Annotated in this window: 17 protein-coding genes and 2 pseudogenes; 11 read left to right on the top strand and 8 right to left on the bottom strand. The window is 52.3% G+C overall.

Annotated elements, in window-relative coordinates:
- Positions 1-2: 2 nt before the first annotated feature.
- The 5 genes and pseudogenes from FYJ24_RS13505 to FYJ24_RS02735 all read right to left on the bottom strand — a co-directional run.
- Positions 3-164: pseudogene (locus tag FYJ24_RS13505) on the bottom strand (hypothetical protein); the annotation flags it as partial.
- Positions 165-178: 14 nt separating this feature from the next.
- Positions 179-352, bottom strand: coding sequence for an MGMT family protein (locus tag FYJ24_RS13145; RefSeq protein WP_206192463.1), 174 nt, complete (start codon positions 350-352; stop codon positions 179-181).
- A gap of 5 nt (positions 353-357) precedes the next feature.
- Positions 358-1257 carry a SpaA isopeptide-forming pilin-related protein gene (locus tag FYJ24_RS13335; protein WP_154543390.1) on the bottom strand — a complete coding sequence of 300 codons (900 nt, stop codon included), beginning with the start codon at positions 1255-1257 and terminating at the stop codon, positions 358-360.
- 24 nt (positions 1258-1281) lie between these two features.
- Entirely contained in the window at positions 1282-2628 is a 1347-nt protein-coding gene (locus FYJ24_RS02740; RefSeq protein ID WP_154543388.1) for an RCC1 domain-containing protein, read from the bottom strand.
- A 139-nt stretch (positions 2629-2767) separates the two neighbouring features.
- Positions 2768-3076, bottom strand: coding sequence for a hypothetical protein (locus tag FYJ24_RS02735; RefSeq protein ID WP_154543386.1), 309 nt, complete (start codon positions 3074-3076; stop codon positions 2768-2770).
- Between the two features lie 995 nt (positions 3077-4071).
- Between FYJ24_RS02735 and FYJ24_RS12570 the strand changes: the two genes are divergently transcribed.
- The 3 genes and pseudogenes from FYJ24_RS12570 to FYJ24_RS02710 all read left to right on the top strand — a co-directional run bounded on the left by FYJ24_RS12570 (position 4072) and on the right by FYJ24_RS02710 (position 6982).
- A complete protein-coding gene (locus tag FYJ24_RS12570; protein ID WP_154543382.1) occupies positions 4072-4230 on the top strand; it encodes an LPXTG cell wall anchor domain-containing protein in 159 nt (52 codons plus the stop codon).
- A gap of 145 nt (positions 4231-4375) precedes the next feature.
- Positions 4376-5252 (top strand): annotated as a pseudogene (locus FYJ24_RS13500) (class C sortase).
- A gap of 59 nt (positions 5253-5311) precedes the next feature.
- A complete protein-coding gene (locus FYJ24_RS02710; protein WP_206192460.1) occupies positions 5312-6982 on the top strand; it encodes an alpha/beta-hydrolase family protein in 1671 nt (556 codons plus the stop codon).
- A gap of 192 nt (positions 6983-7174) precedes the next feature.
- On the opposite strand, the gene FYJ24_RS02705 is transcribed toward FYJ24_RS02710, so the two are convergent.
- Together FYJ24_RS02705 and FYJ24_RS02700 are read right to left on the bottom strand one after the other, a co-directional pair.
- On the bottom strand, positions 7175-7570 hold the full coding sequence (locus FYJ24_RS02705) for a PaaI family thioesterase (protein WP_154543374.1): 396 nt from the start codon (positions 7568-7570) through the stop codon (positions 7175-7177).
- Positions 7567-7872 carry an ArsR/SmtB family transcription factor gene (locus FYJ24_RS02700; RefSeq protein WP_206192459.1) on the bottom strand — a complete coding sequence of 102 codons (306 nt, stop codon included), beginning with the start codon at positions 7870-7872 and terminating at the stop codon, positions 7567-7569. The genes FYJ24_RS02705 and FYJ24_RS02700 overlap by 4 nt, the downstream gene beginning before the upstream one ends.
- Positions 7873-7953: 81 nt before the next feature.
- Here FYJ24_RS02700 and FYJ24_RS02695 point away from each other — a divergent pair, with 81 nt between their 5' ends.
- The 8 genes from FYJ24_RS02695 (at position 7954) to FYJ24_RS02660 (ending at position 20292) form a co-directional block, all read left to right on the top strand.
- Positions 7954-9936, top strand: a complete 1983-nt coding sequence (locus FYJ24_RS02695; protein WP_154543372.1) for a heavy metal translocating P-type ATPase — start codon at positions 7954-7956, stop codon at positions 9934-9936.
- 184 nt (positions 9937-10120) lie between these two features.
- Entirely contained in the window at positions 10121-11611 is a 1491-nt protein-coding gene (locus FYJ24_RS02690; protein ID WP_206192458.1) for an SLC13 family permease, read from the top strand.
- Between the two features lie 61 nt (positions 11612-11672).
- On the top strand, positions 11673-13361 hold the full coding sequence (locus FYJ24_RS02685) for an ABC transporter ATP-binding protein/permease (RefSeq protein WP_154543368.1): 1689 nt from the start codon (positions 11673-11675) through the stop codon (positions 13359-13361).
- Positions 13348-15042: an ABC transporter ATP-binding protein gene (locus FYJ24_RS02680; RefSeq protein ID WP_206192457.1), complete on the top strand. Its 1695-nt coding sequence runs from the start codon at positions 13348-13350 to the stop codon at positions 15040-15042. Before FYJ24_RS02685 ends, FYJ24_RS02680 begins: the two co-directional genes overlap by 14 nt.
- A gap of 52 nt (positions 15043-15094) precedes the next feature.
- Positions 15095-15934 (top strand): HAD-IIA family hydrolase, encoded by an 840-nt coding sequence (locus FYJ24_RS02675; RefSeq protein WP_154543364.1) that lies wholly within the window; start codon positions 15095-15097, stop codon positions 15932-15934.
- A 283-nt stretch (positions 15935-16217) separates the two neighbouring features.
- Positions 16218-17816, top strand: a complete 1599-nt coding sequence (gene glpA / locus FYJ24_RS02670; protein ID WP_154543362.1) for an anaerobic glycerol-3-phosphate dehydrogenase subunit GlpA — start codon at positions 16218-16220, stop codon at positions 17814-17816.
- Positions 17813-19060, top strand: a complete 1248-nt coding sequence (gene glpB, locus FYJ24_RS02665; protein ID WP_154543360.1) for a glycerol-3-phosphate dehydrogenase subunit GlpB — start codon at positions 17813-17815, stop codon at positions 19058-19060. The genes glpA and glpB overlap by 4 nt, the downstream gene beginning before the upstream one ends.
- Positions 19057-20292 carry an anaerobic glycerol-3-phosphate dehydrogenase subunit C gene (locus tag FYJ24_RS02660; protein WP_154543358.1) on the top strand — a complete coding sequence of 412 codons (1236 nt, stop codon included), beginning with the start codon at positions 19057-19059 and terminating at the stop codon, positions 20290-20292. Before glpB ends, FYJ24_RS02660 begins: the two co-directional genes overlap by 4 nt.
- 346 nt (positions 20293-20638) lie before the next feature.
- On the opposite strand, the gene FYJ24_RS02655 is transcribed toward FYJ24_RS02660, so the two are convergent.
- Positions 20639-21025 (bottom strand): integrase core domain-containing protein (locus FYJ24_RS02655; protein ID WP_154543356.1); only part of this gene is annotated, 387 nt, incomplete at its 5' end.

The following is a 21025-nucleotide window of genomic DNA, read 5'->3' as shown; positions in this document are numbered from 1 at the left end:
GTTTAGGGGAGCGTTGGCTCCCACCATAGGGACGATGCTACGACCCGAGGGCGTTCGCCTAGTGTGAGGTCAATTCCTTCTGCTTTGAGGAGTTTGCTTTGGCGCTCACATAAATGTGGGGCACATTCACCACGGGCGTTGACGACCCGCCACCACGGAAGTTCCTCTCCGCTGTCAGCTAGGACACGGCCAACTTGGCGAGCCGATCCCTTCCGATGAGTGTGCGAACTACCGCTGCAATAGTCCCATAGGTAGTAACGTGACCTGGTGGAATCTGCTCCACCAGGTCACGAACTACATCTTCGACATCTGTCATACTGACGATCGTCTCATCTTCTTGGTCATACTGCACGTGGCCTATGCAGCGTGACGGCCAGGTATCCTCCTCATACGGAATAGGGCTGTGGCAATGACTGCAGCCATAAGAGCCACGCCGATCACAGTGAAGAATAGAAGAGAAGTGCCTGACGCCTCAGGAAGAGCAAGTTTGGGAACGTCCTCTACGGTGATCGTGGGAAAGCCGTTGAGTGTTTCCACAGAGATCAAAGAAGACCTTCCTGCGCCAAGAGTGACCGTGCCGTTCGCATCAATAGCGAAACGTACCGGTTCAGCTAAGAGTTCGAATCCCGTGAGAGCCTGAGTTTCTTCCAGCCAGTAGACTCCAGCAGGTAATTCCTCCCGGAATAAACCGGTAACCGGTTCACCATCCTCAGTTACCGCGGCTTTCGCTGTTTCGACGATGACGTCGCCTAGAGAGCCGTTATTGTCCTGGTAGATGCGCCATTGTGAGCCATCCATCGGTATAGCTTCAGACCCCGCAGAAACCCCGATCTTTTGGATTTGTAGGGGGTGGTCAAGAGCGAGAAACTCTACCGCGGCCTCTACGAAACACGATGAGTTGACATCATCCGCGTTGGCATCAATGCAAGCCTCGGGTATTTCCGCATTGGTGGGGGCACTTCCTTCGGGGACAAATGAGACAATTTTGCCATCAATGCTTGCCGCTGCCCGTAACGAATAGGTGCCCTTCTTTTCGGCAGACAGCTTGATTGTTCCCTCGTGTCCATTCCAGGACTCGTTGGTTGCGGTCATGCCTTCTGAGGTTTGTAGCACTAGGTCCGCATTTTGTGCGAGATCCGCTAAGTCTTCGCTTATGTTGGTGCGGAGGGTGGCAGTGCCACCCTCTGGTACAAAGTACTCTGGATCAACAGAGATAGAATCAAGCGGAATAAGGTATCCGATTGTCCCTAACTGCACTGGTGCGATTTCGGCTCCGGGTGTTCACGACAGTGATGCTCCAAATTTTCCGTAGACCGGATAATATCCTGCCTTGTGCGTTGGCGCAGGAACCGAAAACGCGCCGGTAGATTGGCCGGAATCGTCGGCTGTCCACACGAATTGCGCTGGATCGAATTGTGTAGTTTGCCCGTCGGCATCTTGTAGGTACATGTCAACGGTGGGCTTGAAAGCAATTTGTTGGGGTTTGTTGTATGTTGTGTGTTCAGCAAGGGTCAGCTGGCCTTCGCTATTGTCACCCCATCCCCATAGTTGTTGGTCCCCAGTGATGGCATAGACGAATTCGCCACGTGACGCGATGCTTGTGACATCAGATAGAGAAGAAATCCTTGTGAGCTTCTGAGTTTTCGTATCAGAACTTACGGGAAGTCCTAGTCCCAGCTGTCCCCATTGGTTTGTACCGAAAGTCCATACATAACCGGCATCATCAAGCGCAGCAACACTGTTGAGATTAGTTTCAATAGATGTGATGAACGGGTAGTCCTGGCTGCCGGTTCCGGACTCAACGACAAATGATGCGGAGGAATTACCTGGAACAAGAGCCCACACCGCCCCACACTTATCTAGACCCAAAATAGAGCCATGCGGATTATCGACCCCAGCGAAGTTGTTTGATAGTTGGGTGAATCGTCCGGGGCTAGTACCGGTGCGGCAACGTGGTGGCAGCTTAAGATATTCTTGTCCAACTGTGGAGGGCTCCAACATGAAGCCTCCCGGAACGCCTTGAGGTGCCGTTGCCATCGTCATGTCAAAATGGAGGGGATATCCGGAAATGTCGCCTCCTGCAATCGCGTAGCCGTATATGGTGTAGTTATTTGAGGCAGGCTCGCCGCCAAAATTTACGCCCATCACCACATCAGTAAAAATGTCATCTGAACCAGTATTGAGGGGCTGTGGTGTTGGTGAGGATGCGCAAAGATCTCCTGAATTTGCTGCCCAGCAACGTTGTGAGGGCGCATTTCCTCCCCACCACCATATCTTTCCTTCGAGGTCGATACCGAGAGAATACTGGGGAGACGAGAAGAAATTTACACTTGTGGAAATATCAGAATAATAATATGGATTCCCGCTGTTTTGGTTGGTAACTAACGTGGGGAAGCGATAGAAGCCGAGTGAAGGAAGTCCCAGAGCGCCCTTAGTGTTATTTCCCCAAGCCCACAGGCGGCAATACTGATCAAGAGCTAAGACGCTGTCACTTTGGACCGCGACATCCACAAATGTGACTCTTTCGCCGTCAATGCTACTTGTCTGATACATGATTGTGGGTGAACCGTCGCCAGCGGGTACAAGATTTGGATCTCCCCATGTCCATACTTGCCCGTTGTCGGTCATGGCAACAGCGGAGCCGGTGCCGCCTTGAATAGTGTCGAAGTGGGGGAGATCAACTTTTCCTTCAACGGATAACCCCCGTTTACCGTTGTGGCCCCGAGCAACTTGTCACTGTCTTGGGGCGGTTCGACCGGGGCAGGACTTATGCCCGCGTACGGACACGCCCCACGTGGCGTCGTTGTTGATGCACGTGTCTGAGCAGACTGAGCATCGCCAGCTGATTCTTCAGCAACGCTGTTATCTGCAGTGTTGCTTTGGACATTGTCGAGGTCATTTTTTCTGCAGCGTCTGCGCTCTGAGGGGATTCAAGAGACTCTTCCTCAACGTGTGACTCTTCGGTGATACTACCTGCGGGCATATCCGGCATTGAAAGATGCGCGAATGTTGGCGTGGTGAATGACAACGATAGGAGGCCTATCAACCCCCTAAGTACATTTTTTAGTTTTTTCATAGGCCAACTCCTTGGTGCAAGGGAAAAAGTCTTTATATAAAGGCGTACCAGACGCCCGATCTATTGAAGGGTAACGCGGTTATCGACCGTGGGGAAGCGGGAAAGCCTGTGTGGTGGTGTAGATCATGTCTGGTGGGGAAGCGGTGACAGTTTTATGATCCGTCGGTTGATATGGGCAGATCTCTTGGGAGCGACAAGTTAACTGTTCAGAGAGGGTATTATGAGATTGTGCGCATAGGGGGTTGAGATGTGCCTAATAGGAGTCCAACAATTCACGGTTGCATGCGTGTGACTCAAAACATATAAAACGGTGTCATTTTGGGGTAGCGTAACTGCGTTCTGGTTGGTAGTGTTTTCATTACCAGGCGATCGGATGAATTGTCGGAGGTGGAGGCGCCGGGGGTGAATCTACCGAAAGTTGGCATTAGACACATAAGAAAGTGTCAGCTTTGTACATATTCACACAGACTATTTTTGGAAGGAATGCCTGTGCGTAATAACAAGACTTTGCGGGGTCTTCGTTCAGTTCTCGCGACACTAGCAGCCGCAACTGTGGCGACCATCGGGCTAGCTGGAACTGCAATGGCAGCTGAAGTGTCAACCATCGATCCTGATGCAAAGGGATCCCTGAATATCCACAAATATGAGGGTGATCCTAGCCAAGGTCAACCTAACCCAAATGGGACAGAGCAAACTGTATCCCGTACTCCACTCGAAGGTGCGGAGTTCACTCTTTACAGCGTTACAAAAGACGGTTTCAACCTCGCTTCGAACAAGGGCTGGCAGGACTTGCAAACCCTAGTTTCTGATTTGGGTACACCGACGCAAGCAAAGCTTGTGGATGAAGGGTTCTCGGTCAGCCAGGTAGATCGGGGCACAACGGATAGTAATGAGGCGAAGGTTACCTCTACTACTGGCTCAAAGAGGTCAAGGCTCCTTCCGGGTACGAACTCTTAGCAGAGCCCGTTGCCTTTGAAATCACCAAAGACAACACCGTGGACGACATATATGAGCTTTCAGTGGAAAACGTCAAGCGCGGAGCCGGAATCCAACTGCCCTTCACCGGTGGTCCAGGAACGGTTCTCTTCATTGTCGCGGGCGTGCTTTTAGTCGCAGGGGCAACAGCATTGACAGTGCGTTACATACGTCGATAGAGCCTCTCAGTAGTTGTTGGGGTGTGGGCGTTGGGGGGCCTACACCCCAACGCGTCTAAGAAGTATCAAGAACAGCTGGAGGGAAGAGTTGGCTATGAGGTCTATATGATCGTCTCCTTGGCAGCGGCTACTATTAGTGCTGATTATGGAGATCGGGGCAGTAGTGCTACTATTTCCTACCATTGCGAACTGGTTTTCCACGCTGGGATATCACGAGCAGAGTCGGGCTTATGCTGACAGTGTTGCAACATTTGACCAGCAGCAACTGGATCGCATGATCGATCAAGCCCGCAAATACAACCGGCAGCTTTCCAACGGCCCTCTGCGTGACCCCTATATTCTCAATGAGAGGGGCCAGGCTGAAGATATGCGGGATCGTATACCCGAATATGAAAGACAACTGGATTTTGGTGAAGGGTTACCCATGGCTTGGGTTGATATTCCTTCTGTTAATACCGCATTGCCCATATTTCACGGTACAGCAGACCAGACGCTGGAGAGGGGTGCTGGACATCTACATGGATCAGCTCTGCCTGTGGGAGGGGAGTCTAGTCACTCGGTGATCACCGCCCATTCGGGTCTGACTACAGCAAAGCTTTTCTGAGTTGCACAAGGTGAAGATTGGGGATGTTTTTAGCACTCAAGTTGGTGATCGTTCTTTCTACCATCGGGTGAATCGCATCGTCACGGTGGAGCCCGATTCTGGAGAGTACCTGAGGCAAGTAGCGGGAGCGGATCTCGTGACCTTAGTTACCTGCACACCCACCGGTGTGAATAGCCATCGACTATTGGTGACTGGAGAGCGCATCCCAACTCCCTCAAGTAACGAGGATGTCGGTGTCAAAGTCTCTGATTATCACCCCGACTTTCCTTGGTGGATCATTATTTTGCTGGCCATCGGCATCACAACGTGGACGGGACTGTGGGCAGTGGATCGAAAGAAAGCTGCTAGGTCCCGTATTCCTCGACACTGCGCTGAGAAAAGTGCTGAGGAAAAGGGGTTGCCTATTCCTATAAGGTAGAAGCACTGTCTAACGGAGAATAGATGTTTCACCTTTCCTTTTCACTACTAGGTGTGCTCATGGCTGTAGTCATGTACGCAGTGTCTGTCTCACCTTCACTTTTACCGCGTCCATGGTGGTGGCATGCCTTTGTTTCTGGCATTGCGCTGACTATGGGGTATTGCCTGGGATGGTTGGTTGAGAATGTGGGGACCGGTCTCCTGCGTTTTTTAGACATCCACATTACGGCTTCCGCATTCGCTACTCGGCTTCTCATGTGGTGCGGTTTAGCGGCTTTGTCACTGTGGGCATTAAGACTCATTGTCCTTTCGGCTTTCGCGATGAATCGCGAAGCACGAATGATCGGGGCTACACCGCAGACTCTTGGGCGATATTTCCTCGGTGTACTTGGTTCCCTTGTGATGTTTGCAACGCTCATGGTTTTAGTCGGCATTATCGTTGCTCTCTATATTAAAGGTGTCAATATGTTGGCACCGTTCATGCCGCATATGGTTGCTGCAGTTGTCCAAGGCATTATCACCGTTGTGGTTGTTCTACTTATTGCCAATAAGATCGTTTTCCGCTTCATCATGAAGATATTTGCACATGATGCTGCCAAGCGAGATAACCGTATAGTCTCTTCAGTGAACCGGCCTTCTCAGCCTGAGCGCTCTGCTTCTCCGGAGTCATTGTGTTCCTGGCAATCCGTGGGTGCCCAGGGACGAGCGTTCTTGTCGAGAGGAGCGCATGTTGAAGGAATCCAACAGTTGATGGGGGGTCCCGCCATGGAGCCCATTCGACTGTATACAGGCCGTTCGCCTCATGCTGGGGACTACCAAAGTAGCGCTGATCTTTTGGTTCGTGAAATGGAACGGACGGGAGCTCTCGACAGATCGGTACTTCTCATCTATTTCACTACGGGATCTGGATGGGTGGACGAGTGGAGCGTGCAACCCATGGAATACCTTACCCGTGGGGACTGTGCAACAGTAACTATGCAGTATTCGTATCTGTTTTCGGCAGCAATCTTGACCACCGAAATGGAGACATGTAGGGAGTCTTCGCGCGTCCTCTTGAGAACAGTAATGGACTACGTCAAAAAGCGTCCGCGTGAATCGCGGCCTTTCATCGTTGTCGCAGGGGAATCCCTCGGAGCTGAAGGCGCACAGTGGCCTTTCGAGGGAGTTGATGAACTCCTCGACCAGGTAGATGGTGCACTATTTGTTGGTGCTCCGGCAACGGCACCGCTGTCTCGGCTAGTGACAGAATCTCGCCATAGGGGGAGTCCGGAAGTGGCTCCGGTCTACGACTCAGGAAAAAACGTTCGTTTTATTAACCAGCCCGACCACCTCGATAAGGATATATACGGTCGTGAGTATGGTAGATGGTTTTTTCCTCGCGTAGTTTTTGTGCAGCATGCTTCGGACCCGGTGGTGTGGTATCGACCTCGGACAATGATTTGGGAACCCGATTGGATTCGTGAGCGAGCTGGCCTCGATGTCAGTCCATACATCCGCTTCACTCCCTTTGTGACGTTTCTTCAGATTATTGCTGACCTTCCCATGGCAGGGATGGCTCCCGCAGGACATGGTCACACCTATCAGGAAGAGTTGGCTTTTGTGTGGGTACGATTGTTGGGACTGGGAGAGAAAGAAGCCCCCTATCGAGGATCTGTATTGAGTTTTTCTGAAGCGAAGATTACCGAGATGAACCTTGTTATTAGGGAACAGCTAGGTGTCACTGGCCGATAAGACACTGCGAGGAAGTTTCGAGGCGACTCTCTAATTTATTCTTGACCTACGAGCGAAAGTCGGTCACGATCTCCTACGGCTGCGCGGTGTCATCGGCGTGGCATCTGTTGGATGCTTTGCCTGATGAACTCTCTGATGAACAGCACCAGCGTATTACAAAAGCATTAGACGGTGTTGAAGCTACCAGGTTAGCTACCGTGGACTCTCCCGGCGCGGGCGAATCATACAGGTGAGGCGGGCCGTGGCAAGGCGCTGGTTGGCATCGTCACTGATCTCAATATGGTAACTAGCTAGAGTCCTTCCACGCGAAATTGCGTGGGCGTGAGCATGAACTAGGCCGGCCGTGACACTTCGATGGTGGGAGATAGAAATTTCGATCCCAACCGCGATGCTATCTGGTTGAGCATGAAGGTAGGCCATTGCTGACCCTAGTTGCTCGGCGAGAACAGCGTTTGCGCCGCCATGGAGCAATCCAAAAGGCTGAGTATTTCCCTCAACTGGCATTGTTGCGTAGCCAGAACCTTCGTCGATGGAGACTATAGAGATTCCCATTTTCTCCGCAAGGGGTCCCAATGGAAGGTTGGTCATTGGAAATCATCATCCTCGTGCTGAATATGTTCAAATATCTCAGAGATCATTGTGCGAACGTGATTGTCAGGCAAGCTGTAGACAACATTTTTCCCCTCACGCGTGCCCTTTGCGAGATTGAGATGTCGCAAAATACGCAAGTGATTGGAGACGGCTGCCTGGCTAAGCCCCAGGTCTTGAGTTAGTTCGGTAACTGTTGCTGGAGAGTCGAGTAGATGGGCCAGTATGCGCACACGAACAGCAGTTGAGAGACCGCTCATGACTTGGGCAACCTTCTCCGCTTGTTCCGATGAAAAATCCACATTTTTATCTTACCTGCGACTGAAGATCATTATACATTTCTACGACATTGACATATTTAAATGTGATGATATATTAACGATATGGCTACTCAGGATCAGCACCAGCACCAAGGCTTCCAATGGGAACTCGTGTTTGCAGCTATGTCAGGATTGGCGTATGTGGCTGGCCTGATGTCCGAATTTGTATTTGGTGCACCAGAGTTCCTGTGTGTGGGCTTCTATCTCACCGCATACTTTTTCGGCGGATTCTTTACAGTTCGCGAAGCCTTCACATCCCTGCGTCGCGGCCAGTTCGATGTTGACCTTCTCATGCTTATCGCCGCGGGTGGGGCGGCCGCCATAGGTAGATTTGGTGAAGGTGCTGTGCTTCTTTTCCTTTTCTCCTTGGGACACTCGTTAGAAGAGTATGCGATGTCGCGTGCTACCAAATCCATCAGTGCGCTGGGTGACTTGATGCCGACCACTGCAACTGTGAAAGAGACTGATGGAGAGCTGCGTGAGGTGTTGGCCAAAGACCTCCGGGTGGGAGATACTGTTCTAGTAAAGCCTCACAGTCGTATTCCTGCTGACGGGTATATAACGCAGGGGGCCACCTCTGTGGATCAAGCCGCAGTGACGGGAGAATCAATGCCCGTGGACAAGGTGGCTGCTGACGGCAAACCTTCAGAAAACTCACAGGTATACGCTGGGACGGTCAACGGTAATGGCGCTTTTGAAATGACTGTGACTGCAGCAGCCGCTGAGTCTGTTATTTCTCGCGTGATTGCTATGGTTTCCGAGGCGGATGTGGCATCTTCACCTACAGGAACATTTATTAATCGTTTTCAAAAGATTTATGTACCAAGTGTCGTCGTTGGTGTTGTCATAGTCCTCCTTTTCGGAGTTGCGTTCTTGAAAGAACCGTTTAACGATAGTTTTTATCGCGCCATGGTTATTTTGGTGGCGGCAAGTCCTTGTGCCTTGGCAATCGCCACTCCGGCCGCGGTGTTGTCGGCAATAGCCCGCGCTGCTAGAGCAGGGGTCTTAGTTAAAGGTGGGGCACCACTGGAGCTCTTTGGCCGGGTTGACACTATTGCCTTCGATAAAACTGGAACGCTCACATGGGGGCAGCCAAGAGTCACAGAAGTATATGTTGTTCCTGGCCAAAGTGAAGCGCAGCTTGTATCGGTGGTAGTAGCAGTTGAGGCTCTTAGTGATCACCCACTTGCCCAGGCAATTAGCATGCAACTAGGCCCACAAGTCCCTGCCGAAAAGCGTCTGGACGCAACTGGTCTAGAGGCGGCCGCCGGGCGCGGAGTCAGCGCATACGTCGACGGTCAAAAAGTACTCATCGGAAATGACCAGTTATTTGCCGATGCGTCTATGCCTGAAGAACTACAAAGACATATGGAGCTCATGCAAGAATCGGGACAAACAATCATGGTGGTGAAACTGGGGGAAAACTTTCTGGGAATCATAGGTTTGATGGACCAGCCTCGCCAAGAAGCGCGCGAGACTATTACTATGTTGCGATCTTCAGGAATTGACCGCGTAGTGATGTTATCTGGCGACCACCAACGTGTTGTAGGTACTGTCGCTGCCCAAACCGGTGTGGACGTAGCTGCTGGGGGCCTACTGCCTGAAGATAAAGTCAGTAAGGTAGGCGATCTTTGTCACGATGACGCATTGGTGTGCGTGGTGGGAGACGGAGTCAATGATGCTCCCGCCATGGCTCGCGCCTCACTCGGAGTAGCCATGGGGGCCGCTGCCTCTGCAGTAGCGCTAGAAGCAGCAGACATTGCGTTGATGTCCAATGACCTAGGAAAACTCCCCTTTATTCGCAGACTCTCTGTAGCGACGACTCGAACCATCCGACAAAACCTACTGATTTCGTTGGGAATCGTAGCGTTCCTTGTGCCCGCATCGCTGATTGGATTGGCGATCGGACCCGTTGTCATCATCCACGAAGGATCAACTCTTCTCGTCATCCTTAATTCTCTGAGGCTTCTTGGATTTGACAAAAATAGGGAGCATGAAGGGATAGAGCATGAGGAATCTCCACGCCTTAGCACATTAGCGCAGTGATTAGCGAATGAGGAGAAAGGTCCCAGATTTTACCGGATAATCCTCTGCTAACGTGAGAGATGGACGCGTCTACTTCTAGGACCGCCCTATTCTTCATAATTCGGCTTGATGGTGTGAGCTGACGGGGAAAATCTAGCTGTAGATGCGCGTCTTAGTCCCTATGTCAGCGACCAAGAAAGCTATTATGACCGCCGCAATCGCAGCGATCCGTGAACTAGCCATCCCGACGAATCGTCGAGTGGGAGCACTTTTAGGACCACTAGCCGCACTGGTTGTTTACATGCTTATGCCAGATATTGAGCCCTCGGCCGAGGCGATCGACGCTGGCTTTGTAAGTCCCAGAGCCGGTGCAGTGACCATGGCGCTCATCGTGCTTATGGCTTTGTGGTGGATGCTAGAAGTCGTTCCGCTCGCAGTCACAGCCCTGTTACCTATCGTCGTTATTCCGCTGACAGGGGTTAACTCGGTAGGAGTCGTCACCGCCTCGTACGGGAACAAAGTCATTTTCCTGTTCTTAGGTGGCTTTCTTCTCGCAGTGGCAATGCAACGATGGAACTTGCACCGGCACGTTGCACTGCGGATAGTCCTCCTGTTCGGCACAGAACCCAAAAAACTAGTCTTCGGTTTCATGCTGGCCACTATGCTCCTCGGTATGTGGATTTCCAATACGGCCACAGCAATCATGATGATATCCATTGGCTCCTCCATGCTGGGACTGCTGCGCAAACATGGAGTCGATTGCCGAAAACTCTCGACTTCACTGCTAGTAGGTATCGCTTATGCTGCCTCAATTGGTGCTTTCGGCACGATCATTGCTTCCCCGCCCAATGCGCTGCTTGTCGGATACCTGGCTGACAACTACGGCATCACCATAGGATTTGGTCAGTGGATGCTCGTCGGTGTGCCGCTGAGCTGCGCGTTCTTGTGTATAGGTTGGTTTATCCTGACGCACGGGCCATTTCGCACACCCATGACACAGGTTCCAGATGGAGAAAAAATTGTTGCAACCGAACTGGAACGCCTAGGTCCCCTAGAATCTCCGCAGTTGAGAGTCTTAGCAATTTTCGCAATCACCGTGGCCTGCTGGATACTACTCCCTCTTGTCTGGCCGGGGTCAACTCTCACCGACGAGGTTGTCGCCATCGCCGCGGGCATTGCATTCTTCGTTCTTCCGGCTAGAGGACCAGGTTCTGGGAGCCTTCTGGTATGGGAAGACACCCGCAGCGTCCCTTGGGGCATCCTGTACCTTTTTGGTGGAGGTCTTGCGCTGGCCTCAGAAATCAATACATCTGGCTTATCCGGCTGGCTGGCTCACAAACTCCACGCACTCAATGGTTTCCCCACGTGGATGCTGATCATAGGGGTGTGCCTGGCGACGATTGCACTCACCGAATTCATGTCGAATACAGCTTCGGCAGCAACACTGATTCCTATAGGTGCGGCGATGGCCGTCACAGTCGGGTTGAGTCCAGTGGCGCTGGCGTTACCAGTAACGCTTGCGGCATCGTGTGCGTTTATGATGCCAGCCTGCACGCCGCCCAATGCAATCGCGGTAAGTTCAGTTCTGGTCAGGCCCCCCGAACTGCTCAAAGTAGGGTGCATGATGTCTTTAGCAGGCATTGTCCTTGTCTCATGTGTGAGTCTCTTTATCGCACCTGTGGTTTTTGCGTTCTAATTGGCCTTCGCCGATGATCTTTCCCGGTGAGTACGTGTAATCTCGGTGGCGGAGGAAAACGGTGGCAGTGAAAACACGACAGCGCAAGAGCCTGGATCCCAGATTGAAGGCAACAGTGCCAGCTTCGGTACGCCTCGTACAACTTACACTGCGCTGGTCTGTAGTAATAGCATCGGTGCTTGCTGCAATCACACTAGGCAACGGAATCGACCGGTTGAAAGCCGAAACACCACTCGATATAACCTGGTGGGGTTTGTTTACAGCCGAAGTGGCGTGGACAGCGATGAGTGCTGGATTAGCCATCTTTCAAGGGCTTACGGTCCAGAGCCGCGCCGAGACTCGTTTTCGCAGGATCGCTCATGATGCCTGGTTTCGACTAGGCCCGATGCCATTGCGTGACCGTGAAGGCGCACAGCTTGACCTTGCCACCAACGGGGCAATGCGTGTGGCCCGCTACAGGGCAGAATTTCTCTCCAACAGTGTTGCATCATTGAGCTCGACGGTAGTTGTTTGCATCGTCATGGGGGTTTTCTTTGGCTGGTGGGTGGCCGGATGGATGTCGCTAGTTATTGTTATCGGCCCGCTTCTAGTGGGATTTTTCCACAGTCGCACAAAAGAATCTGGAGATGAATTCCGCGCCTCGCAAATGAACCTTCGAGCGACATTCCTCGAAGGTGTCAATGCTCTCGAATCGTTATCTTTTGCAGGGGCCAGCCGTTCTTATGCTCGCAGTCTTGCTGCCGCAAGTGAAAAGCATCGACAAAAAATCATGTCCCTGCTGGCAGAAAATCAAATGCTCATCTTCGTTATGGACATTATTTTCTCCATGGTGGCGTTGCTGTTGGCTGCCTACATGGGCCTAGTAGGCATCCACAATGGGGCGCTGACTCTGGGACAGGCAATAAGCCTGGTGATTGTGACGATCGTCATGGTAGCGCCCGTAGATCTGATAGGACAGTTCTTCTATATTGCCATTGGCGGTCGAGCCACACAGCGACAGTACGCGGACCTTCTAGCTGAGGCCGACCTTGCCCCCTACATACAAATATCGGACGAGGCGATCCTTGAGTCTGGCACACAGGCCGACATTCGTATCGACGATGTTACTGCTGGATGGGAGGAAGACGCAGATCTGTTGAGAAATGCTACCTGGCATATCCCTTCTGGCAGTCATGTGGCTTTAGTTGGCCCCTCAGGCGTAGGAAAATCGACGCTTTCCGCCCTCATCCAGGGGCATATTCGCCCAGAAAAAGGACGAGTAATCGTGGCTGGAAAAAACACACGTTCCTATTCCCCCTCTGATATTGCCCGTGTGCTTGCTGTTGTTGAACAACGGACCTATCTCTTCAACGGAACGATCGCTGAGAATCTACGCCTAGCTGCCCCTGAGGCAACTGATCAGCAGCTTTGGCAGGCACTAGAAAGGGCAAATCTTGATGCCGATGTGCGTGGTTTTACTGCGGGTCTCGACACAATCGTTGGTGACCACGGTGCGCGGCTATCGGGAGGCCAAGCACAAAGACTGGCCCTGGCGCGTGCATTTCTCAAACAAGTGCCTATCCTCATCCTGGATGAGCCAACATCCCAAGTAGACCTTGGTGGGGAATCGGCGATTTTAGAGGCGATATCTCGGATAAGTGAAGACCGAACTGTTCTGATGATTGCTCATCGGCCCAGCGCCCAGCACAATATGGATGCCGTCTTTGAACTCAAGGAGAAAAAGGTGGTGGCCATCAATGGAAAGCACTGAGAAGAAGAGCGGGATCATCACCTGGCTTCTTTCGCGTACTCAAGGTGTGCGAGCTATGTGGATGCTGGCCGCACTCTCACGCATACTCAATCAGCTTCTCACCGTAGGAATTATCGTTCTAATCGGACATATTTTGCTTGAGGGTGGCCCTTTTGTCGCACTATGGTGGGTTGCAACGTTGTCACTAGTGAAGGCATTGTTTCGATATTCAGAGCACTACTGCGGACATTGGGTTGCCTTCACTATGCTCACTCGCTTGCGCACGGAGTACTACAACGCACTGGTTGATCAGGCTCCAGCAGTGGTGAAGAACGTCGATACTGCAGAAATAAGCGAGAAAGCTACCCGCGATATCGATCGTATCGAAGTGTTTTTCGCCCACACCATACCTCCGGCGCTTTCCGCCGTCGTGGTGCCGTTGCTCAGCATTCTATGGGCAGGTTTCTTTTTGGGCTGGCCCTATGCCGGAATAATTCTCATGGCATCCGCAGTCATGGTTGCGGTTCCTGCCTTCGGGCGTAGGCTCACGTGGAAGAAGGCGAGGATACAGGCCGGTCACAATGCAGCCATTTCAACGCACGTGGGTGATTCTATTCAGGGGTTACGGGAAATTAGGGCTTTCGGTGCCGAAGGCTTGCGCCTCAACCAGTGGAAGAGCCTAGAAAAACGTGCGGCTAAGGTACGTAGACCTATCCATGTTCTTGCCGCATTTCGCGCAGCGATCCTCATTATTGCGGAGCTTCTTACGATGGGAATCCTCCTATCTCAAGGACAGCTGACATCCGCTGTTTTAGCAACTCTCACATGGGTAGCGCTGTGGGCGCCTTTACGTGGAATCGACGATTTTGTTGATGGCCTCGACGAAGCACTAGCTTCCGCGCAGCGCATTCGTTCTGGAATCGAAGCCGCGCCAGTCGTATCTGATACGGGGACACGCAGTCTCGATTACACAGTATCGAGTCCCATCATTGCGTTAGAAGCAGTGGATTTCTTCTACGGAAATAGAGCTTTTGAACTACGAGAGATCACGCTTGCTTTCGAACGTGGCTCTTGGAACTACATTGTCGGTGTCTCAGGCAGCGGGAAGTCAACACTAGCGGCGGTAATAGCCAGGGGATGGGATCCTCAACTCGGCCAGGTCACTTTTTCGTCTGTTCCGCTACCACAGATTCCTCTTACGGAGCTTAGGCAGCGCGTATCCCTTGTTGTCCAGCGTCCTGTTTTGCTTGAAGCGACACTTGCCGAAAATCTACGGCTCTGCCAGCCACAGCTCAGCCGCACAGCGATGTGGGAACTCTTGAAGTGCGTAGGTTTGGATGGCTGGGCCCACGAACTACCTGATGGACTTGATGAGGTCATCACAACCGACGGTAAGAACATGTCAGGGGGGCAAATACAACGCCTCGCGATTGCCAGGGCGCTCGCTGGTAAGCCCGATGTCCTAATTCTTGACGAGGCGATGTCTCAGCTCGATGAAGTGACTGCCTGCAATGCGCGCGAACAGATCCGCGATAGGTTCCCACATATTACGGTCATTGAGATTTCACACCAGGTGGATAGAATCTCCGGTGATGAGCGAATCGTAGTGATGGACGGCGGTCGCGTCGTCGAAGATGGAATCAAAAGCGAACTGCAGAGTGACTCACATAGCTATACGAGCCGGCTTCATCAGCGAGCCTGACCTAATACCTGCGTAATTTGCCAGAAAGTATCCGCAACGAGGAGGATCGCCCATGGGCGAAATAAGTTGGCCAACAATGTTCTACGATGCCTACGTCTTTGACATGGACGGAACAATCTATCTTGGAGATGAGCTACTCCCCGGTGCGAAACGCATGCTCGAAGAGCTGCGTAGGCGCGGCTGCACGGTTCGTTTTCTTTCAAACAATCCAACCAAGAATCCTGCGCAGTACGTGGAAAAGCTGGAGAAAATGGGAATACCGGCACCAATTGAGGACATTGCCAACACAGTGGTGACCACCGTTCGCTGGCTTCTTGAAAACCATCCGAATGCAACCGTATTTCCTATTGCTGAGGAGCCTTTAGTTCAGGCGTTGCAGGAGGTCGGAATCCGTATCAGTGACGATCCTCGTCAAATTGACATCGTTATTGCCTCATACGATAGGACTTTCGACTACAGGAAGCTGCAAATTGCTTTTGATGCCATATGGTTTGAAAAACGCGCATTTCTTATTGCTACCAATCCAGACCGTTTCTGCCCTTTTCCAGGAGGACGTGGTGAACCTGACTGTGCGGCCATCGTCGCGTCAATTGAGGCATGTACGGGCGTAAAATGCCAGGCAGTAATGGGAAAGCCCAATCCGACGATGCTCACCGCGGCACTAGGGAGTGAGCGTCCGAAGAATGTTCTCATGGTGGGAGACCGGCTCACTACGGACATTTCGATGGCAGTTGCCACCGGAATTGACTCTGCAATGCCGCTGACGGGCGAATCGACCTTGGAGGATGTGCGTGCCATATCTGAAAGAGAACGCCCTACGTACGTACTCGATCGGATCGACCGTCTTATCCCCCAGGAAGTATGGATGCAACTCGGGTGGGATGAGGACTAAAGTCTCATGCACTAATTAGTGGTTTGTTGGGACGTGCGATTGCCGTCCATAAGCTAAACCGTAGTCTTGCACGTCTTTCGTCAGTTCTGTGCACGATCGTGCACTATGAGTTTTTCGGATGTGCACGTGCGCGCCAAAGCGCCAAAAAGTCGTGATTTTGTCCTCCTACAGGAGGCTCGCGCACTAGCCTGAATGTAGACCTACAGTGCCAATGCTGACGTCGAAGGGGCAGCAACGGTGTGCCAGTGTCATAGCAGAGATGAAGTGTCGTGGAGGAACCGAAATGAAAAATCTAACCGCTGACGTAGTGGTCATAGGCGGAGGGTCCACCGGAGCGGGAGTCGTTCGCGATGTCGCTATGCGAGGTTTTCGGGCAGTCTTAGTTGAGAGGGCAGACTTAGGTCAAGGAACTACGGGCCGATTTCATGGGCTTCTTCATTCCGGTGGCCGGTATGTCGTATCTGATCCCGAGTCCGCGACAGAATGTGCGGAAGAAAATGCGATCCTTAAACGCGTTCAGGCGGATGCAATTGAGAATACCGGTGGCCTTTTTGTTACCACGCCGTATGACTCCGAAGAATACGCTGACGGTTATGTTGAAGCGTGCCGGGCAACGGGAGTTCCTGTCGAAGAAATATCGGTAGCGGAAGCTATCCGACGTGAGCCCCGATTGCACCCAGAAACCAAACGGGCTTTTGCTGTTGAAGATGGAACCATTGACGGTTGGAAACTAGTATGGGGTGCTGCTCGCTCAGCGCAAGCCTATGGGGCGACGATTCTTACCTACCATCGTGTTACCGAAATAGCCCATGGGGATGGACAAGTCCAAGCTGTTGTCGCACATGATGAACGGACCGGTAATGATGTTCGTATCGAATGTGCCTTTGTTCTGAACTGCGGCGGTGCATGGGCAGGAAAGATTGCTCAGATGGCTGAGTGCCACGGCGTGGATGTGGTGCCAGGAGCGGGCATCATGGTAGCCATGAACCATCGGCTCTCCCAGTCGGTTATTAATCGCTGTGTGTACCCTGCCGATGGTGACATTTTGGTTCCGGCCCACCCGGTGTGCATCATAGGAACCACAGATCAGAGGGTTGATTCTCCGGATGACATCGCAATTCCTCGAGATCAAGTGCAACAAATGTTGGATTCGGGAGAGGCGATGATTCCAGGATTCCGACATGCACGGGCAATCCACGCGTGGGCGGGTGCTAGGCCGCTGGTGCGGGATAGTCGGGTATCTGCTGACGATACCCGGCATATGAAGCGCGGGATGAACGTCATTGATCACCTCGAAAGAGATGGTGTGAAGGGGCTGCTTACCATAGCTGGCGGGAAGCTGACCACGTATCGACTGATGGCCGAACGGATTGTTGATCAGATGTGTGAGCAAATGGGTGAGCAGCGTCCGTGCCGCACTGCTGAAGAAGCCGTACCGGGTTCGGAAAGCGGAAAGATGTATACCCTCAGCCGCCGGTTAGCAGAGGTGGAAAAGAAGACTCCGGGATCTCAACAGATCATCTGCGAATGCGAACTGGTAACCCGGGCAAAACTTGAACAGGCAATGAACGGACTACAAGAGTTCAGTCTTGATGATGTTCGCCGGCAGGTTCGTCTGGGAATGGGATCATGTCAAGGCGGGTTCTGTGCTTCTCGGGCCGCTGGCATTGCCCACGAAACTGGTCACGCTGACACGACCAAAGCCAATGAGCTACTTCGAAAGTTTATGGAGAATCGCTGGATTGGCTTGTGGCCGATACTCTACGGCGCGCAGGTGCGACAGTGCGCACTGGATAACTGGATATACGAAGGAACCTTGGACATAGAACATTTACCTGGTGAAGAAGACTCCGTTGCCGAAGAAGAGGTGGTAGTGAGATGACAAGCGCTGTAGTCATTGGAGCAGGCCTGGCAGGTCTCACCACTGCATTGAGGTTAGCTGAAGCAGGCACTCAGGTCACCTTAGTAACGAAAGGCATAGGCGGTCTGCAACTGGGCCAGGGAACTATCGATGTGTTGGGATACCAGCCTCACCTCGTCAAGAAGCCATTGGCGGCCCTGGATGCGGACCTCCATGATAACCACCCCTATAAGCATTTCAGCTCTCATGACATGGACAGAGCTCTCCGATGGTTGCGGGCCACAGTTGGAGATGAACTATTGGTAGGGGATGGGCAGCGTAACTATCTTTTGCCCACTGCGGCGGGTGTTCTTCGTCCCACGGCGTTGGCACAACCATCCATGATTGCGGGAGAAGCGACAGTGGGAAAACGCTATGTCATCGTTGGCTTCAACCGACTCAAAGACTTCTACCCGGACCTTGTAGCCCAGAATCTTACCCGCTATCGGGACAGTGAAGGAAATCGAGTACAAGCCAGATCTCTTCGCGTTGATCTGCAGGTGCGTGATGGGGAAGAGGACACCTCGGGACTCAACTTTGCGAGAGCTCTCGACAAGCCCGAGGCGCGGCAGCGGTTAGCAGATCTGCTAAGAAATCAGCTGAAGCCAGGGGAGACCGTTGGCTTGCCAGCCGTATTAGGAATCAAAGACGTAACCGCATGGCAGGATATTCAAACGCGGCTGGGCCATGATATCTTCGAGATTCCGCTACCACCCCCATCTGTTCCAGGCATGCGCCTGAACGAAAAACTCATGGGGATCGCGAAGAAGACGTGCCGGGTTATCAACGGAGCACCGGTGACCAGTTTTACTGCTGATAACGACCATATTGTGTCGGTCAGTGCAGCTAGCGCAGGAAGGCCAACGGAACTACCAGCCGATCATTTCGTATTAGCTACTGGTGGATTTGAGTCAGGTGGTTTGGTGATGGACTCGTATGAAAACGTGTCTGAACCAATCTTTGGGCTTCCGATTGCCGGAACAACCGATAGGCCCTTTACTGATACCTATTGGGGTGAGGACCAGCCAGCATTTTTGATGGGGCTGAATGTTAATGATCAGATGCACCCCTGTGAGCCCGACTCAACTTTGCCGGTTTACTCCAATCTTTTTGCCGTGGGTGGTCTATTGGCGGGGGCAACCCGCTGGAGAGAAAAATCTGGAGAAGGTATTGCCCTCGTCAGTGCAATAGTCGCAGCTGAATCGATGTTAGGAGAGCAAAAATGACAGAGTCAGCTATTGATCTTGAGTCGCTCAGTTTGCGCGCCAGCTTGGATGCCTGCGTCAAATGTACGATTTGTGAAACACAATGTCCCGTCGCCCGAGTGACTCCACTTTTCCCAGGCCCTAAATTCGTTGGACCACAAGCTGAGAGGTTCCGGGGCGCCTCGGACACGTCAGTAGATCATTCAATTGACTATTGTTCGTCGTGTGGGACTTGTACGTTGGCGTGTCCTCAAGGCGTAAAAGTGGCTGAGATCAACCACCATGCTCGAACAGCAATGAAACAACAACAGGGGATACCGCTGCGAGACAAGTTGATTTCCCGAACCACACTGATGGGTGCGGCCATGACTCCCGTTGCACCCATCGCCAACTGGGCTCTTGAACAAAAGCCCATTCGCACCGTCGTAGAAAAAGTCATCGGAATCCATCGGGACGCTCCCATGCCAAAGGCTGACGGACATACTTTTAGCGGATGGTTCAAGAAACACACGCCTGCGCCCCAGTCCGGAACTAAGGGACAGGTAATCTTCTTCCATGGTTGTGCAGGACAATATTTTGAAGTGCAGACCTCGATTCACTCAGTGGAGATTTTGGAACATTTAGGATATGAGGTGCTGGTGCCGAAGCAGGGATGCTGCGGCTTGGCGCTTCAATCCAACGGCCTCTATGACGATGCACGCAAATATGTTTCTCGGCTTACTGAACAGTTGCGGTCGGTGAGTCGCGATGCTCCCATTGTGACTGCGTCAGGTTCATGTGGTGGGATGTTGCGTCACGAAGCTCGTGAGATTTTGGAAATGGAAGACCCGGAACTGAAAGACGTTTCCAACCGTACGTGGGATATTTGTGAGTTTCTTCTTGATCTGCATCGAAAAGGTGAGTTGGATGAGGAGTTGGAGCGTTTCGATGTTACCATTCCTTACCATCAGCCTTGCCAGCTCAAGTCCACTGGAATCGGAATGCCCGCCATTCACCTTCTTGAGCTCATCCCCGGTGTCAAAGTTGTTGAGTCGGGTCAACCGTGTTGTGGGATCGCCGGAACCTACGGACTCAAGAAGGAAAAATACGACATCGCGCAGGCGGTGGGTGAGCCCGTCTTCGATTTCATCAAGGACGTAAATCCAGAGCTTGCCGCGTGTGACACCGAAACATGCAGATGGCAGTTGCGCACAGCTACGGGGGCGAATGTGGTTCACCCGATTTGGCTGCTGCACAAGGCATACGGACTGTAAGAAATTGTTGTGTAGCGTGCAGTTGGGTACTTGGGTCTAGATTAACTGGCTCTTCTGACCCGCTGCTTGGGGGTGTCTTTAGTCCGACTTGTCTGCCTGCTGTTCAGGTGGCAACAATCCGCCCCGTTCATGGTGGCTTGATTAGAAGATTGTCCGTTCTATGGTGAGCATGGCTCGTTACAGAACCGCGCCGTGAACACGAAACTTCCGGATCGAGCCAACAGTAACCGGCTATTGGATTAGAGAGGTCACTGTAATGACCATTGTGGCCCGCGTTTACCAGTGAGGTGGACCCCGTTGGTTGGACAGTCCGCGGCGTTTTTTAGGTGGAGTCCTTGCCTGGTTTTTATGCCGCGTGCGGGAGCGGCTGGTCCTTGAAATATGCCTTGTCTGGTGTACGCCTGCCTAGACCTTGGTGACGCCTGCGTGTGTTGTAGTACTTGAAGTACGCTCCGAGCCCGGCCCGGGTGCCGGAACCGTTCTCGTAAGCATGCAGGTAGACTTCTTCGTACTTCACTGACCGCCACAAGCGTTCGATGAATACGTTATCCATCCACTGGCCCTTCCCGTCCATGCTGATCTTCACTTTCGCGTCCTTGAACACACCAGTGAATTCGGTGCCGGTGAATTGGGATCCTTGATCTGTGTTAAAGATTTCCGGCACCCCGAAGGCATCAAGTGCTTCTTTGAGGGCTGCAACACAGAATGTGTCTTCCATCGTGTTCGACAACCT

The sequence above is a fragment of the Scrofimicrobium canadense genome, from assembly GCF_009696615.1.
Classification (GTDB): Bacteria; Actinomycetota; Actinomycetes; order Actinomycetales; family Actinomycetaceae; genus Scrofimicrobium; species Scrofimicrobium canadense.
Note: the sequence above shows the minus strand (reverse complement) of the source record. Positions and strands in the feature narration are given on the sequence as shown.